Raw genomic sequence first — 14378 nt, forward strand, 5'->3', positions numbered from 1 at the left:
ATGGATCGGTCGGGAAATGGGGCAGGGCAGGCCTCAGCGGCCCAGGCGCGCCCACAGCGCGTCGGACACGCGGCGCGTGGCCTGCAGCATGTGGATGGTCAGCGGCGCAATCAGGCGCAGGCCGCCGGCGCGGCCCGTGCGCAGTCGGTGGGCATCGTCCATGCGCTTCCACTGCACGAAGAAATGCTCGGTGAAACGCAGCATCAATGCCAGCTGCAGGGCCACCTGTTCGGGGGAGATGCCGATGCGCTCCAGCGGCGCCAGCAGCCGCTCCAGCACATCGACCAGATCGCTGGGGCGTGTGCTCACGGTCAGCGCCATGCCCAGCGTGGAGGCGCAGACCAGGCGCAGCGCGCTGGCGGCGGCCAGGGCGTAGTGCTGCATCCACACATGGATGGCAGCGACCAGCAGGGCGGCCACGGTGACCGACAGCATGAGCCGCCGAGCGCCCTCGGTGGCACGGCCCAGCGACAGCCACAGCAGGCCGCAGGCGGCGCCGGCCAGGGCCAGCAGCCACGGTGAATCGATGAGGAACAGGCCCGTTCCCAGCAGCGCCATGAGCAGCAGCTTGCGGCCCGCGCTCCAGGCATGGAGCCAACTGGTGTATTCGCTGTAGAGGCTTCCCATGGCGGCCGGCTCCTGCGTCAGTCCTGCGCTTGCAGCCGGCGTGCCACGTCGGCTTCATAGGCTGCGCAGACCTCATGGCCGGGGCCGTCTGCGCGCACTTTGCCGCGCTCCAGCCAGAGCACGCGGCCAAAGCTGCGCACGTGGTCCAGCACATGGGTGGAGACCAGCACCTGCTGCTCGGCAGCCGCGATGTCCCGGGCCAGCCGCGCCTGGCCCGGCAGGTCCAGGCTGGCGAAGGGCTCGTCCAGCAGCAGCACGCGCGGCGCGGCAATGAGCAGGGCCAGCCAGCACACCTGCTGGCGCTGGCCCTGGCTGAGTCCGGCCACGGCGCGCGGTGCCCAGTCGGCCAGGCCGCGGCTGGCCAGCAGGGCGCGGGCGCGCTCCGTGGCCTCGCGCCGCGAGATGCCCGAAGGGCGCAGACCCAGGGCCAGCTCTTCCTCCACGGTGGGGAAGATGATCTGGTCGTCGGGGTTCTGGAACATCAGCCCGACCTGGCCCGGCCGCTGTGCACGGGCCTCGTGCAGTTCGGTGCCGTCCAGCAGCACGCGCCCGGCCTCGGGCGCATCCAGGCCGCACAGCAGGCGGAACAGGCTGGTCTTGCCGGCGCCGTTGTCGCCGATGAGGCCCACGCGCGGCTCGTCCAGCCGCAGGTCGAGGCCGTCAAAGACTGTTGTGATGCCGCGCCGCAGGCGCACGGCTTCCACGCACAGGCTGGCGGTGCTGGCATGGCGGTCGGCAGTTCGGGAGGATTCGGGCATGGCAAAGGAAAGCGGGCACTTACCTGTAATGCACGCAACCGCAAGGGATCTTGCCGTTGTACAGGCCTGTCGGGGGCGGATTCTAGCAATGCCGTCCAGGCCGTACATCAAGGCTTGAAAGACGGCAATCGATATAAGCACCGTATTTTTTATTCTTTTGTTTGAACAACGTTTTGCAACACACTCGTTAGAACACTAATGACGGCAGATCCTGGGGATTCGCCTGTGCTTGGCGACGACGCAAGACAACGCATGCCCATCGGCTTGCAACTGCGTCCAACTCCTCAGCACAGGGCCCGGAAATTGCGCGCCATTGCCTGGAGATGGCGGTGCAAAGGCTGCCGTTGCCGATCCCAGGACCGTTTTCACTGCCGAACCGAGACTCCATGACCGTCCAGACCGCCCATTTGGCCCCGGAAAACGCGCTGATCCGCCTGCGCGACCTGCAAAAGAAATTTGTAACAGCCGATGGCAAGCACTTCGATGCCGTGCGTTCGGTATCACTGGACATTGGCCAGGGCACGGTCTTCGGCCTGATCGGCAAGAGTGGTGCGGGCAAGTCCACGCTGCTGCGCCTGATCAACCTGCTCGAGCGTCCCGACAGCGGCGAGGTGGTGGTGGCAGGCCAGCGCCTGACTGACCTGGGCCGCCGCGCGTTGCGCGAGGCGCGCCAGAACATCGGCATGATCTTTCAGCAGTTCAACCTGCTGCAGAACGCCACCGTGTTCGAGAACGTGGCCTTTCCGCTGCGCATCCACGGTGACCATTCGCGTGCCCAGATCGAGCAGCGCGTGCGCGAGTGCCTGGACATCGTCGGCCTGACCGACAAGGCGGCCAGCCATCCTGCCCAGCTGTCGGGCGGCCAGAAGCAGCGCGTGGCGATTGCGCGCGCCCTGGCGCCGCGCCCGCAGGTGCTGCTGTGCGACGAGCCCACCTCGGCGCTGGACAGCGAGACCACGCGCTCCATCCTGGCCACGCTGGCCGACATCAACAGCCGCCTGGGCGTGACCATCGTCATCGTCACGCACGAGCTGGCCGTGGTCGATGCGCTGTGCAGCGAGGTGGCCATCATCGAGCAGGGCCAGGTGGCCGAACGCTTCACGCTGCCCGCGCTGCCGCAGGGCCGTGCCTACGAGGCGCCGCAGCGCGCCACGCTGCTGGGCAGCGAACTCGAGGCCCTGCGCGTGGAGCGCGCCGACAAGGCCCTGCGCGAGCGCGGCGCCACCCGCCCCGTGGTGCTGCGCGCCGTGGGTGGCTCCGAGCACTGATGGGGTCTTCGCCCCTTCCCGTTTTCCCCTTCTTTTCGATTCCGCATTCCCATGTCTGAAAACATCGTCGAAATCCTGCCCGAGCTGTGGCTGGCCATGGGCCAGACCCTTTTGATGCTGGGCATCGGCCTGTCGGCCGCCGTGCTCATTGGCGGCCCGTTGGGCGTGCTGCTGTTCCTGCTGGGCCCCGGCCAGTCGCTGGACAACCGCCCGGCCTTCGCCGTGCTGAACTGGACGGTCAACACCGTGCGGTCCTTCCCCTTCATCATCTTGCTGGTCGCGCTGGTGCCCTTCACGCGCTGGCTGGCCGGCACCTCCATCGGCCCGCTGGCTGCGGCCGTGCCGCTGTCCGTGGCGGCCATTCCCTACCTGGCACGCCTGGTGGACCAGTGCCTGCGCGATGTGCCGCGCGGCGTGATCGAGGCCGCGCACGCCATGGGCGCATCGGAGCTGCAGATCGTCTGGCGCGTGCTCATCGTCGAGGCGCGTTCGGGCCTGGTGCTGGCGCTGACCGTGCTGGCCGTGAGCTTTCTGTCGTACTCGGCCATTGCCGGCGTAGTGGGCGGCGGCGGCATTGGCGATCTGGCCATCCGCTACGGCTACTACCGCTTCCAGACCGATGTGATGGTGCTCACCGTGACCATCCTCGTGGCCATGGTCCAGGTCATCCAGTTCGTGGGCAACACGGCGGCCCGCCGCCTGGACAAGCGCGGCTGAGCGCGCTGTCCAGACCCGCTTTCTTCTTTCTTCCCGCTCTTTCCCAAAAAAAGGATTCCGACATGACCGCATCCCTTTCCTTCGTGCGCCGCCATCTGCTGGCCTCGGCCGCCGCCCTTGCCGCTGCCAGCGTGCTGGCGCTGCCCGCCTACGCCCAGGCCGACAAGAAGCAGCTGGTGATCGGCGGCACGGCAGGCTCCAACATCGACCAGCTCAAGCAGGGCATCGTGCCGCTGCTGCAAAAGAAGGGCTACCAGGTCAAGCTGGTGGAGTTCAACGACTACGTGCAGCCCAACCTGGCGCTGGCCCAGGGCTCGCTGGACGCCAACTTCTTCCAGCACCGCGTCTACCTGCAGAAGTTCGCGGCCGACCAGAAGCTGGATCTGGTGGAGCTGGTGCAAGGCCCCATCGCCCCCCTGGGCGTGTATTCCAAGACCCGCAAGACCCTGGCCGAAGCCAAGGAAGGCGACCGCGTGACCCTGCCCAACGACCCGAGCAACCTGGCGCGTGCGCTGGTGCTGCTGGAGCAGGCCGGGCTGATCAAGGCCAAGCCCGGCATCGACCCGCTGCGCGTGTCCGAAAAGGACCTGGCCGAGAATCCGCGCAAGCTCAAGTTCATCCCGCTGGAAGCCGCACAGCTGCCGCGTTCGCTGGGTGACACCGAGTACGCCATCATCAACGGCAACTTCGCCATCTCCTCGGGCCTGAAGCTGACCGAGGCCGTCTCGCTGGAAAAGACCCCCGACCACTACCTGAACGTGGTGGCCATCAAGAAGAAGGACCAGGGCACGGCATGGGCCAAGGACCTGGCCGAGGTCTACCGCTCCGCCGAATTCAAGGCCGTGGTGGACAGCAAGTTCCAGGGCTACGCCAAGCCCTCCTTCCTACAGTGAGCCCGCTGAAGGCGGCCACATAATGGCTGCTTGCGGGAGGTGCGCCTCCCGCCTGTTTTTCGCCACTTCCTCCAGGAGCAATGCATGAGCCAGATCAAGGTCGCTGTCATCGTGGGCAGCCTGCGCAAGGATTCCTTCAACCGCAAATTCGCCGACGCCATTGCGCGCCTGGCGCCCGAAGGCCTGGTCTTCGAGCAGGTCGCCATCGACAGCCTGCCCCTGTACAACCAGGACCATGACGGCAATGAGGTGGACGTGGTCAAGCAGTTCCGCGCCCAGATCCAGTCGGCCCAGGCCGTGCTGTTCCTGACGCCCGAGTACAACCGCTCGATTCCCGGTGTGCTCAAGAATGCGCTGGACCAGGGCTCGCGCCCCTACGGCAAGAGCGTCTGGGCCGGCAAACCCGCTGCCGTGGCCGGCGTCTCCGTGGGTGCCATCGGCACGGCGCTGGCGCAGCAGCACCTGCGCAATGTGCTGGCCTACCTGGACATGCCGACGCTGGCCCAGCCCGAAATCTTCATCCAGGCCAAGGACGGCCTGTTTGCCGAAGACGGCTCCATCGGCGCCGGCAGCCGCGACTTCGTGAACGGCTTTGTGCAGAAGTTCGCTGCCTGGGCGCGCAAGCACCAGTGAGCGGTGCGGCAAGGCCGCTCAAGACACAAAAAAGCCCGGCAATGCCGGGCTTTTGCGTTGCGGCTCCTGTGAGCGCAGATGTCAGGAAGCGTCAGGAAGCGGGAGAAGGGTTGGCAATCGCCGCAGCAGGGCGTGCGGCGGACGATGCCTTCTCGCGCGCCTGGGCCTGGTCGATGGCGTCGATGATCACCACGCCCGTCGACTTGACGCCGGGCGCCGAAAAGCCGGCACCGGGCGTCACGCCGGGATGGGCCAGCAGCTTGCGCGTCATTTCCTGGTTCAGCTGCTGCTGGCTGGGCTTGGCGGGGGTGGGCGTGGCGGCGGCCTGCTCGGGCTCCTCGGGCGCAGGTGCCTCGTCGGTGTTGCGCACATAGCTGCGGTACACGCGCGAATTGAGCTGCTCCTGGTCCTGCTCGCGCTGGTACTGCATGAACTGGTAGACGCCGATGCCCAGCACGGTAATGGCCAGCAGGGACACGGCAATCACCGTGATCACCAGGTTTTCATCGGACGGCGGGCGGACATGGACATGGACAGGGCCGCGGGGCCGGGCATGGGGACGGTGGCTTGTGGCTGGCATGGATGGAAGGCAGTGAATGCAATAAGGCTGCCTGGATATCGGCAGGTCCGCCGTCCTTCTGAAATACAGACGGTTCGTGTCGGACAAGGCCGCGAATATGGCGGTGATGGTTCAGCCTACCAGCTTCGTGTGTCGTGCAAGGCCAGGCAGGCATTGGATTTTTCAAAGAAGCGGAAACAGCGGATACCTGTTTTGTTTGGTAACGCCCACTAGACTGCTGGCGTGACGTTCATGACGGCATTCATCCATAAGGGCGAGACAAGATGCAAAAAAAGGGCTGGAGAAATCTGTGCAGAGGCGGCGCGCTGAGCGTGGCATTGGTGACCGTTTTGGCGGCGTGCGGCGGTGGGGGAGGCGATGGCAATGGCTCAGTTGTCGAGCCGCAGCCGGCGCCTGTGCAGATGTCGCTGCTGGCGGGTTCGCTGGCAAGCAAGCCCGACGCACTGGCTCAGGACCACTGTGGTCAGGTCAACGGCGTGGGCGCGCAGGCGCGGTTTTCGAGAATCACCGATCTCGCTCTTTCGCCGCTTGGCGACATTTATGTGTCGGAAGATGTTTATCCGCCTGTGTCACCGCAGCCGCCTTGCCCCACGCCCGAGCGCTCTCGCATTCGCCGGATTGCGGGGGAAGGTGTGGTGTCCACCTTCTCCACAGGGGGTGACCGCGACTGGGGCGAGCCCCGCAACTATCTGTATCCGCGCGCTATTGCAGCAGGTGGCAGTGGCGAGGTCTTTGTTGCGGATGGCCTGACCTGTGCAGAGTGCGCTGTCTTCAGTGGAGGCATGCCCCGCAATGGCATGGGCGTCTGGGTGCAGCAGGCATCGGGCGCAGTGCGGGCGCTGGCCGGTGGTGGGCCCAATTCAAGTGGCCCTAAGGATGGCGTTGGCGCTGCAGCGATTTTTTCCGGCCCCCATGCCATGCGACGTACGCCCGATGGCCGGCTGTTCGTGCTGGATTGGAACAGGCTGCGTCAGGTCACGGCCGATGGTGAGGTCACCACGTTGCCAGGCGAAGGTTTCAACGCGCTCGCCGTCGCCGGCAATGGGCAACTGCTGGTGGCCCGTGGTGGAGAAATCCTCAACTACACGACAGGCCAAACGCTGGCTAGGCTGGATGACAACGTGACTTCCATGGCCCTGGACAGCAGGAATGGCATCTACGTTGTGACCAGCAACCGCAGCACCCTGGTCCAAAAGCTTTCGGATAGCGGGCAGCTCAGCATCGTGGCAGGGCGTGTGGACAGCGCACCCCTGGCATACGAGCTGGGGCCGCTGCCTGGCAAGCTGCTGCACGTCAAAGCCATTGCTTTCGACCGCCAGGACCGCTTGTTGATCGCCGGCGCGTACGCCGTCGTTCGCACCAGTCCGCTGGTGCGCTGATTGCGACGGCGGCTGCCAGGCTCGGCAGCCAGCAAAAAGCGCAGGCGCCCCGGTCAGGGCACCTGCGCTTTTTTATGCGCAAGACCGGGTTCAGGCGGCGATGGCCGCTTCCTGATTGGCGGCAGCCGCTGCGCGCACGATGTCGCTGCGGGCCGATTCCAGGGCCTTGGCCTTGGACTCATCGCCCATGGCCACGCCTTCTGCGCGCACGATGCTCACATCGGTGATGCCCAGGAAGCCGAACACCGTCTTCAGATAGCTTTCCTGGTGCTCCAGGGCCTGGCCCATTTCGCTGGTGGAGTACACACCGCCGCGCGTGGAGGCCACGATGACCTTCTTGCCCTTGGCCAGGCCTTCGGGGCCGGCTGCGGTGTAGCGGAAGGTGCGGCCGCCCTGGGCGATGCGGTCGATCCAGGCCTTGAGCTGGCTGGAGATGGTGAAGTTGTAGAACGGAGCGCCGACCACGACCACATCGGCCGCCAGGAACTGGCTCACCAGGGCTTCGGAGATGGCGTTCTGTGCGCGCTCGGCTTCCGTCGTTGCGGCCTGGCCGGTGCGAAAGCCCATGGACACTGCGTTCAGGTGGTCGGGGGCGTTCACGGCCAGATCCAGGTATTCGACCTTGGCGCCGGGGTTGGCGGCGACCAGGGCAGCCACGGTCTGGGCGGTCAGCTGGCGGGACACCGAAGCGGCGCCGGTGATGGAAGAGTCGATGTGCAGCACTTGCATGGAAAAGCTCCTGAGATGTCGGTTGGGATCGCGGTTGGGATCGGCCACTCGGGAAAGCTTGTAGGGCCGACGATGGGATCAATTGTGAATTTGGACAGAGTCTTTGATAAGCCGCCGAAATTGCGATAGATTGTCCTGAATTTGCAGTCAATGAGCACAGGGGAGGGATGCGCGACATGATGGATCTCAACGACATGCTGTACTTCGCCGAGGTGGTGGAGCGCGGCGGCTTTGCCTCTGCCGGGCGGGCGCTGGGCATACCCAAGTCGCGGCTGTCGCGGCGCGTGGCCGAGCTGGAGGCCCGGCTGGGCGTGCGCCTGCTGCAGCGCACCACGCGCAAGCTTTCGCTGACCCAGGTGGGCGAGGCCTATCTGCGCCATTGCCAGGCCATGCGCGATGCGGCCCTGGCCGCCGCCGACACCGTGGCCGAGGTGCAGACCGAGCCGCGCGGCACCATCCGCGTGAGCTGCCCCGTGACCCTGGCCCAGACCGTGCTGGGCGAGCTCATGCCCCAGTTCCTGCAGCGCTGCCCGCTGGTGCATGTGGAGATGCAGGTGACCAACCGGCCCGTGAACCTGGTGGAGGAGGGCATCGACGTGGCACTGCGCGTGCGCCCCAGCCTGGAGGACAGCGGCTCCATGGTCGTCAAGCGGCTGGATGTGGCGCGCCAGATCCTCGTGGCCAGCCCGGAGCTGCTGGAGCGCCAGGGCACGCCGCGTGCACTGGCCGACCTGCAGCACCTGGACAGCATGTCCATGTCGGCGGTGGATGGCCAGTCCAGCCTGCTGCTGGTCGGCCCCGAAGGCCGCGAGCAACGCCTGCAGCTGCAGCCGCGCTACGTGGTGGATGACCTGCTGACGCTGAAATTCGCGGCGCTGGCCGGCAGCGGCATGTGCTGGCTGCCTGACTACATGTGCCACGAGGAACTGGCCGAGGGCCGGCTCGTCCATCTGCTGCCGGGCTGGGAGCCGCCCCAGGGCATCGTGCACGCGGTCTTTCCCTCGCGGCGCGGCCTGGCGCCGGCCGTGCGGCATTTCCTGGACTTCCTCGGCGAGACCGTGCCGGGGCGCAACAGCCACGCCACGCGCGAGCCGGCGGCACGCTAGGGTTGGGTTGCACCTCTCCACGCCATAAGAAAACAACAAAACGTTCGTTGGGATAGTTGGCGGTGTTCTCCACAATCGGGGCCCATGTCCAGCAATGGACAGTCCAGGAGAACCCATGAATCCCCACCGCATCATCATCGTGCCCGGCTGGCGCAACTCCGGTCCTGACCACTGGCAAAGCCTGTGGGCGCAGCAGCTGCCGCATGCCGAGCGCGTGGAGCAGGACGACTGGCTGGTGCCCCACCGCGACCCCTGGGTGGCCGCGCTGGAGCAACTGGTGCTGTCCCGGCCCGAGCCGGTGGTGCTGGCCGCCCACAGCCTGGGCTGCATCACGGCAGCGCACCTGGGCCCCGAGGCCAGTGCGCGCGTGCGCGGTGCGCTGCTGGTGGCGCCGGCCGATCCCGAGCGCCGTGCCCAGCTGGCCGACTTTGCGCCCGTGCCCTATGCGCCGCTGCCGTACCGCAGCGTGCTGGTGGCCAGCAGCAACGACCCCTACTGTCCGATCCGCCGGGCCGGCGCCTATGCGCGGGCCTGGGGAAGCGAGTTCGTGCGGCTGCAGAACGCGGGGCACATCAATGTCGAATCAGGCTTTGGCGACTGGCCCCTGGGCCTGGCGCTGCTGCAGTCGCTGATGCAGGGCGACAGCTGGCAGCCGGCCCAGCCCCGGCCTGCCGTGCGTTCGCCGCGCTCGCCGCGTCCGCCACGAGTGGCGGCTGCGCATGCCTCCGTCTCTGCGGGTACTGGCGCTGGCGCGCCATGGGCCGCCGGCCTGTGATGGGCCGGCGGGTGGCCGCAGGCAGGGCAGTTTCTTTATATGGTGACAGGCCATTAACAAACAAAAATATATTCTTTTGAGTTTTAAGTCAGCGTTCGCACAATGTGACTGTCTGTGAATACACCGCAGAGATGTCCACTAATAAAAGGCAGCGAACCATGCATTCTTTGAAGCTCAAGACTTTGTTGGCCACCCTGGCGCTGGCCGCCGCGGGAACGGTATCGGCGCAGAACCAGCTGCTCAACGTTTCCTACGACGTGGCGCGCGAGTTCTACAAGGACTACAACGCCGCCTTCGTCGCCCACTACAAGAAGACCAAGGGCGTGGACATCAAGGTGGACCAGTCGCACGGTGGCTCCAGCGCCCAGGCGCGCGCCGTCAACGACGGCCTGGCCGCCGATGTGGTGACCTTCAACACCACCACCGACGTGCAGTTCCTGGCCGACAGCGGCGTGGTCGCCAAGGACTGGGCCAAGAAATTCCCCAATGACGCCTCGCCCACCACCTCGACCATGCTGTTCCTGGTGCGCAACGGCAATCCCAAGAACATCAAGGACTGGAGCGACCTGATCCGTCCCGACGTGAAGGTCGTGGTGGTCAATCCCAAGACCGGCGGCAATGGCCGCTACGCCTACCTGGCGGCCTGGGGTTCGGTGCGCGAGAAGGGCGGCACCGACGCGCAGGCGGCCGAGTTCGTGCAGCAGCTCTACAAGAACGTGCCCGTGCTGGGCAAGGGCGGCCGCGACGCGACCAGCATCTTCCTGCAGCGCAACATCGGCGACGTGCTGATCACCTTCGAGTCCGAAGTGGTCTCCGTGGACCGCGAATTCGGCAAGGGCAAGGTCGATGCCGTCCATCCCTCGGTGTCCATCGTGGCCGAGAACCCCGTGGCCGTGGTCGAGCGCACCGTGGCCAAGAAGGGCACGGGCCAGCTGGCGCACGACTACCTGGCCTGGCTGTACTCCGACGAGGCCCAGGAAATCGCCGCACAGCACGCGCTGCGCCCCCGCTCCGAGGCCGTGCTCAAGAAGCATGCCGATGTGTTCAAGCCCATCAAGCAGTTCACCGTGGCCAAGTATTTCGGCTCGCTGTCCGAAGCCCAGAAGGTGCACTTCAACGACGGCGGACAGTTCGACAAGATCTACGTCCCCGGCAAGTAAGCACGCAAGCAGGCATGAAGGCGGCGCAGTCCGCCTGAGGCCCCCTCCCCACACTGGCTGATTTGGAATCCAACATGGTGTCTGCCGTTCCGACCAGCCCAAGGCCTGGCGCCGACGCTCCTGTGCCCGCACCGTCCGGTGCGGCGCGCAAAGGGCGCGGCGCCAAGCGCGTTTTGCCCGGCTTCGGGCTGACCTTGGGCTATACGCTGTTTTATCTGAGCCTGATCGTGCTGATCCCGTTGTCGGCACTGCTGTTCAAGACCTTCTCGCTCACCTGGCCCCAGTTCTGGGAGGCCGTGGCCTCGCCGCGCGTGCTGGCCTCGTACCGGCTGACGTTTGGCGCCTCGTTTGCGGCGGCCTGCGTGAACCTGGTGTTCGGCCTGCTGATCGCCTGGGTGCTGGTGCGCTACAAGTTCCCGGGCAAGAAGATCGTCGATGCCCTGGTGGACCTGCCCTTTGCCCTGCCCACGGCCGTGGCCGGCATTTCGCTGACCGCCTTGCTGGCCGGCAACGGCTGGGTGGGCCAGTACCTGGAGCCCTACGGCATCCAGCTGGCCTTCAACCCGAACGGCGTGGTCATTGCGCTGATCTTCATCGGCCTGCCCTTTGTCGTGCGCACGGTGCAGCCGGTGCTGGAAGACTCCGAGAAGGAGCTGGAAGAGGCGGCCACCAGCCTGGGCGCCTCGCGCTGGCAGATCTTCTACAAGGTGATCCTGCCGGCCATCACGCCCGCGCTGCTCACGGGCTTTGCCATGGCCTTTGCACGCGCCATCGGCGAGTACGGATCGGTCATTTTCATCGCGGGCAACATGCCCATGATTTCTGAAATCACACCGCTGATCATCATTGGCAAGCTGGAGCAATACGACTACGCAGGCGCCACGGCCGTGGCCGTGGTGATGCTGCTGTTCTCCTTCGTGATGCTGCTGGTCATCAACGCGCTGCAGGCATGGCAGCGCAAGCATTCGGGAGGGGCTTGAGATGGCGTTGTCTCCACAGGAAGCTCTGCTTCTCAAGATCATTGGCGCGGTGCTGGTCGCCGTGCTGGTGCTGTACAGGCTCACGGCGCCCCCGAAGGGCCGGCGCGAAAAGCTCACCACCACCGAGCCTCGCGCCGTGCGCTGGATTCTCACGGGCATTGCGCTGATCTTCATCGGCCTGTTCCTCGTGCTGCCACTGGCGGCCGTGTTCACCGAGGCGCTGCGCAAGGGCTGGGACGCCTATGTCGCCGGCCTGCAGGAGCCCGATGCCTGGTCGGCCATCAAGCTGACCCTGATCACGGCGCTGATCGCCGTGCCGGTGAACCTGGTGTTCGGCGTGGCGGCGGCCTGGTGCATTGCCAAGTTCGAGTTCCGGGGCAAGGCCTTTCTGATCACGCTGATCGACCTGCCGTTCTCGATCTCGCCCGTGGTGGCGGGCCTGATGTACGTGCTGGTGTTCGGCGCCAACGGCTGGTTCGGCCCCTGGCTGGCCGAGCATGACATCAAGATCATCTTCGCCGTGCCCGGCATCGTGCTGGCCACCATCTTCGTGACCTTCCCCTTCATCGCCCGCGAGCTGATCCCGCTGATGCAGGCGCAGGGCAGCGACGAGGAGCAGGCCGCCATCGTGCTGGGTGCCACGGGCTGGCAGACCTTCTGGAAGGTCACCGTGCCCAACATCAAGTGGGGCCTGCTGTACGGCGTGATCCTGTGCAATGCGCGTGCCATGGGCGAGTTCGGAGCGGTGTCGGTGGTCTCGGGCCACATCCGCGGCCAGACCAACACCATTCCGCTGCATGTGGAGATCCTCTACAACGAGTACCAGTCCGTTGCCGCCTTCGCTGCCGCCTCGCTGCTGGCCCTGCTGGCGCTGGTGACCCTGGTCATCAAGTCGGTGGCCGAGTGGCGTGCCGAGCAGCAGGCCAAGGCCGCTGCCGACCTGCCTCCCGAGCGCCCCACGGCGGCATCCCAGGCATCCCAGGTGCCGCAGGTGTCCTGAACCCCGGCCCCGACCAGACAAAAGCAAGAGCAAGACCATGAGCATTGAAATACGCAACGTCAGCAAGCAGTTCGGCGATTTCCAGGCCCTGCGCGATGTGAGCCTGGACATCCAGTCCGGCGAACTCATCGCACTGCTCGGCCCCTCAGGCTGCGGCAAGACCACGCTGCTGCGCATCATCGCGGGCCTGGAGACGCCCGACGTGGGCAGCATCCACTTCAGCGGCGAAGACACCACCGATGTCCATGTGCGCGAGCGCAACGTGGGCTTCGTGTTCCAGCACTACGCGCTGTTCCGCCACATGACCGTGTTCGAGAACGTGGCCTTCGGCCTGCGCGTGAAGCCGCGCAGCCAGCGCCCCAGCGAGGCCCAGATCCGCGAGAAGGTGATGAGCCTGCTCAAGCTGGTGCAGCTGGACTGGATTGCCGAACGCTTCCCGTCCCAACTGTCGGGCGGCCAGCGCCAGCGCATTGCCCTGGCCCGCGCCCTGGCGGTGGAGCCCAAGGTGCTGCTGCTCGACGAGCCCTTCGGCGCGCTGGATGCCAAGGTGCGCAAGGAGCTGCGCCGCTGGCTGCGCCGCCTGCATGACGAGCTGCACGTGACTTCCATCTTCGTGACCCACGACCAGGAGGAGGCACTGGAAGTGGCCGACCGCGTGGTCGTCATCAACCAGGGCCGCATCGAGCAGGAGGGCACGCCCCAGCAGGTCTGGGACAACCCGGCCACGCCCTTCGTCTACGGCTTCCTGGGCGATGTCAACCTGTTCAAGGGCCGCGCCAGCGATGGCCGTGTCTACCTGGACGACGGCACCCAGCTGGACAGCCACGACGCCAAGGGCGCCAGCGACAGCAAGGCCTTCGCCTATGTGCGCCCGCACGATCTGGAGGTGGAGCGCTACTCGCCCGGCCAGAACCTGGACGTCCAGGGACGGCCCACGGGCATCGTCGTGCAGCTGGCCCGCGCCATCGTCGTGGGGCCCATTGCGCGCCTGGAACTTATTCCATCGGAGAGCACCGAAAGCACGGACAATGCCGAAGAGGGTGGCCTGATCGAGGCGCAGATTCCTGCGCAGCAGTTCAGGGACATGGCGCTGCGCGAGGGGGAAACCCTGGTGGTGACACCGCGCCGCGCCAAGGTGTTCTTGGACGAGGCGGCTGGCATCTGACGGCGCGGCAACGGCTTCCTGCACCCGCTGAACAGGGCTGCAGCGCCGGGCCGGCGCCGCAGCCCTGATTTCATTCAACCGGGTGACGAAAGACAAGAATGCTTCAATGGTTTGACAACGCTCCGCGCCGCATCCTGGCGCTCATCAGCCTGGCCTGCGTGGCCATGCTGGCCTTCGGCATGTATCTGCAGCATGTGGTCGGGCTGGAGCCCTGCCCGATGTGCATCGTGCAGCGCTATGCATTGATCGGCGTGGCCCTCTTCACGGGCCTGGGCAGTGTGCGCGGCGGCCGTGGCTGGCTGATCAGCTGGGGCGTGCTGGCGCTGGTGGCTGCAGGCTTTGGCGCCTTCGTCGCCGCGCGCCAGAGCTGGCTGCAGTGGTATCCGCCCGAGTTCGCCACCTGCGGGCGCGACTTCTACGGAATGATCGAGAACTACTCCATCAGCCGTGCCGTGCCCATGATCTTCCGTGGCTCGGGCGACTGCGCCGCCGTGGACTGGAGCTTCCTGGGCGGCTCCATCGCCAACTGGTCCTTCATCTGCTTCGCCATCATGAGCGTGGCCGTCTTGGTGCTGCTGGTGCGCGGCGCTGCCCGCAGGCGCTGAGCC

At 66.2% G+C, this 14378-nt stretch carries 16 protein-coding genes; 12 read left to right on the top strand and 4 right to left on the bottom strand.

What is annotated here, in order from left to right; genetic code table 11:
- Positions 1-33: 33 nt before the first annotated feature.
- A complete protein-coding gene (locus AC57B5_RS29085) occupies positions 34-627 on the bottom strand; it encodes an energy-coupling factor transporter transmembrane component T family protein (protein WP_496400805.1) in 594 nt (197 codons plus the stop codon).
- 17 nt (positions 628-644) lie between these two features.
- On the bottom strand, positions 645-1385 hold the full coding sequence (locus tag AC57B5_RS29090) for an energy-coupling factor ABC transporter ATP-binding protein (RefSeq protein WP_496400806.1): 741 nt from the start codon (positions 1383-1385) through the stop codon (positions 645-647).
- A gap of 386 nt (positions 1386-1771) precedes the next feature.
- On the opposite strand from AC57B5_RS29090, the gene AC57B5_RS29095 reads away from it, so the two are divergent.
- From AC57B5_RS29095 to AC57B5_RS29110, 4 genes are all read left to right on the top strand, one after another.
- Entirely contained in the window at positions 1772-2653 is an 882-nt protein-coding gene (locus AC57B5_RS29095; protein WP_496400807.1) for a methionine ABC transporter ATP-binding protein, read from the top strand.
- Between the two features lie 51 nt (positions 2654-2704).
- The gene (locus AC57B5_RS29100; protein ID WP_012206396.1) at positions 2705-3370 is read left to right on the top strand and encodes a methionine ABC transporter permease; all 666 of its coding nucleotides are present in this window, start codon (positions 2705-2707) and stop codon (positions 3368-3370) included.
- A 62-nt stretch (positions 3371-3432) separates the two neighbouring features.
- Positions 3433-4263: a MetQ/NlpA family ABC transporter substrate-binding protein gene (locus tag AC57B5_RS29105; protein ID WP_065345079.1), complete on the top strand. Its 831-nt coding sequence runs from the start codon at positions 3433-3435 to the stop codon at positions 4261-4263.
- Between the two features lie 84 nt (positions 4264-4347).
- Complete coding sequence (locus AC57B5_RS29110; RefSeq protein ID WP_063325741.1) at positions 4348-4896, top strand: NADPH-dependent FMN reductase; 549 nt, start codon at positions 4348-4350, stop codon at positions 4894-4896.
- 91 nt (positions 4897-4987) lie between these two features.
- Here the strand turns inward: AC57B5_RS29110 and AC57B5_RS29115 are convergent, their stop codons facing one another.
- Positions 4988-5476, bottom strand: a complete 489-nt coding sequence (locus tag AC57B5_RS29115) for a hypothetical protein (protein WP_496400808.1) — start codon at positions 5474-5476, stop codon at positions 4988-4990.
- A 263-nt stretch (positions 5477-5739) separates the two neighbouring features.
- Here AC57B5_RS29115 and AC57B5_RS29120 point away from each other — a divergent pair, with 263 nt between their 5' ends.
- The gene (locus AC57B5_RS29120; RefSeq protein WP_349614521.1) at positions 5740-6855 is read left to right on the top strand and encodes an NHL repeat-containing protein; all 1116 of its coding nucleotides are present in this window, start codon (positions 5740-5742) and stop codon (positions 6853-6855) included.
- Between the two features lie 90 nt (positions 6856-6945).
- On the opposite strand, the gene AC57B5_RS29125 is transcribed toward AC57B5_RS29120, so the two are convergent.
- Positions 6946-7584 carry an FMN-dependent NADH-azoreductase gene (locus AC57B5_RS29125; RefSeq protein WP_012206392.1) on the bottom strand — a complete coding sequence of 213 codons (639 nt, stop codon included), beginning with the start codon at positions 7582-7584 and terminating at the stop codon, positions 6946-6948.
- Between the two features lie 176 nt (positions 7585-7760).
- On the opposite strand from AC57B5_RS29125, the gene AC57B5_RS29130 reads away from it, so the two are divergent.
- From AC57B5_RS29130 to AC57B5_RS29160, 7 genes are all read left to right on the top strand, one after another.
- On the top strand, positions 7761-8690 hold the full coding sequence (locus tag AC57B5_RS29130) for a LysR family transcriptional regulator (protein ID WP_012206391.1): 930 nt from the start codon (positions 7761-7763) through the stop codon (positions 8688-8690).
- 115 nt (positions 8691-8805) lie between these two features.
- Positions 8806-9465 carry an RBBP9/YdeN family alpha/beta hydrolase gene (locus AC57B5_RS29135; RefSeq protein ID WP_013801694.1) on the top strand — a complete coding sequence of 220 codons (660 nt, stop codon included), beginning with the start codon at positions 8806-8808 and terminating at the stop codon, positions 9463-9465.
- Positions 9466-9623: 158 nt separating this feature from the next.
- Positions 9624-10625 carry a sulfate ABC transporter substrate-binding protein gene (locus tag AC57B5_RS29140; RefSeq protein ID WP_013801695.1) on the top strand — a complete coding sequence of 334 codons (1002 nt, stop codon included), beginning with the start codon at positions 9624-9626 and terminating at the stop codon, positions 10623-10625.
- Positions 10626-10699: 74 nt separating this feature from the next.
- Positions 10700-11605: a sulfate ABC transporter permease subunit CysT gene (gene cysT / locus AC57B5_RS29145; RefSeq protein WP_013801696.1), complete on the top strand. Its 906-nt coding sequence runs from the start codon at positions 10700-10702 to the stop codon at positions 11603-11605.
- Position 11606: 1 nt separating this feature from the next.
- Positions 11607-12605 carry a sulfate ABC transporter permease subunit CysW gene (gene cysW / locus AC57B5_RS29150; RefSeq protein WP_082848104.1) on the top strand — a complete coding sequence of 333 codons (999 nt, stop codon included), beginning with the start codon at positions 11607-11609 and terminating at the stop codon, positions 12603-12605.
- Positions 12606-12642: 37 nt separating this feature from the next.
- On the top strand, positions 12643-13770 hold the full coding sequence (locus tag AC57B5_RS29155; RefSeq protein ID WP_013801698.1) for a sulfate/molybdate ABC transporter ATP-binding protein: 1128 nt from the start codon (positions 12643-12645) through the stop codon (positions 13768-13770).
- 98 nt (positions 13771-13868) lie between these two features.
- Positions 13869-14375: a disulfide bond formation protein B gene (locus tag AC57B5_RS29160; protein ID WP_012206385.1), complete on the top strand. Its 507-nt coding sequence runs from the start codon at positions 13869-13871 to the stop codon at positions 14373-14375.
- Positions 14376-14378: the final 3 nt, after the last annotated feature.

Source organism: Delftia sp. BGA-UO-ETr-SB1 (genome assembly GCF_059567865.1).

What these genes read in the sequence shown, in the direction of transcription:
- AC57B5_RS29085 (WP_496400805.1), bottom strand. Translation starts at nt 627, where the DNA reads ATGGGAAGCCTCTACAGCGAATACACCAGTTGGCTCCATGCCTGGAGC.
- AC57B5_RS29090 (WP_496400806.1), bottom strand. Translation starts at nt 1,385, where the DNA reads ATGCCCGAATCCTCCCGAACTGCCGACCGCCATGCCAGCACCGCCAGC.
- AC57B5_RS29095 (WP_496400807.1), top strand. Translation starts at nt 1,772, where the DNA reads ATGACCGTCCAGACCGCCCATTTGGCCCCGGAAAACGCGCTGATCCGC.
- AC57B5_RS29100 (WP_012206396.1), top strand. Translation starts at nt 2,705, where the DNA reads ATGTCTGAAAACATCGTCGAAATCCTGCCCGAGCTGTGGCTGGCCATG.
- AC57B5_RS29105 (WP_065345079.1), top strand. Translation starts at nt 3,433, where the DNA reads ATGACCGCATCCCTTTCCTTCGTGCGCCGCCATCTGCTGGCCTCGGCC.
- AC57B5_RS29110 (WP_063325741.1), top strand. Translation starts at nt 4,348, where the DNA reads ATGAGCCAGATCAAGGTCGCTGTCATCGTGGGCAGCCTGCGCAAGGAT.
- AC57B5_RS29115 (WP_496400808.1), bottom strand. Translation starts at nt 5,476, where the DNA reads ATGCCAGCCACAAGCCACCGTCCCCATGCCCGGCCCCGCGGCCCTGTC.
- AC57B5_RS29120 (WP_349614521.1), top strand. Translation starts at nt 5,740, where the DNA reads ATGCAAAAAAAGGGCTGGAGAAATCTGTGCAGAGGCGGCGCGCTGAGC.
- AC57B5_RS29125 (WP_012206392.1), bottom strand. Translation starts at nt 7,584, where the DNA reads ATGCAAGTGCTGCACATCGACTCTTCCATCACCGGCGCCGCTTCGGTG.
- AC57B5_RS29130 (WP_012206391.1), top strand. Translation starts at nt 7,761, where the DNA reads ATGATGGATCTCAACGACATGCTGTACTTCGCCGAGGTGGTGGAGCGC.
- AC57B5_RS29135 (WP_013801694.1), top strand. Translation starts at nt 8,806, where the DNA reads ATGAATCCCCACCGCATCATCATCGTGCCCGGCTGGCGCAACTCCGGT.
- AC57B5_RS29140 (WP_013801695.1), top strand. Translation starts at nt 9,624, where the DNA reads ATGCATTCTTTGAAGCTCAAGACTTTGTTGGCCACCCTGGCGCTGGCC.
- cysT (WP_013801696.1), top strand. Translation starts at nt 10,700, where the DNA reads ATGGTGTCTGCCGTTCCGACCAGCCCAAGGCCTGGCGCCGACGCTCCT.
- cysW (WP_082848104.1), top strand. Translation starts at nt 11,607, where the DNA reads ATGGCGTTGTCTCCACAGGAAGCTCTGCTTCTCAAGATCATTGGCGCG.
- AC57B5_RS29155 (WP_013801698.1), top strand. Translation starts at nt 12,643, where the DNA reads ATGAGCATTGAAATACGCAACGTCAGCAAGCAGTTCGGCGATTTCCAG.
- AC57B5_RS29160 (WP_012206385.1), top strand. Translation starts at nt 13,869, where the DNA reads ATGCTTCAATGGTTTGACAACGCTCCGCGCCGCATCCTGGCGCTCATC.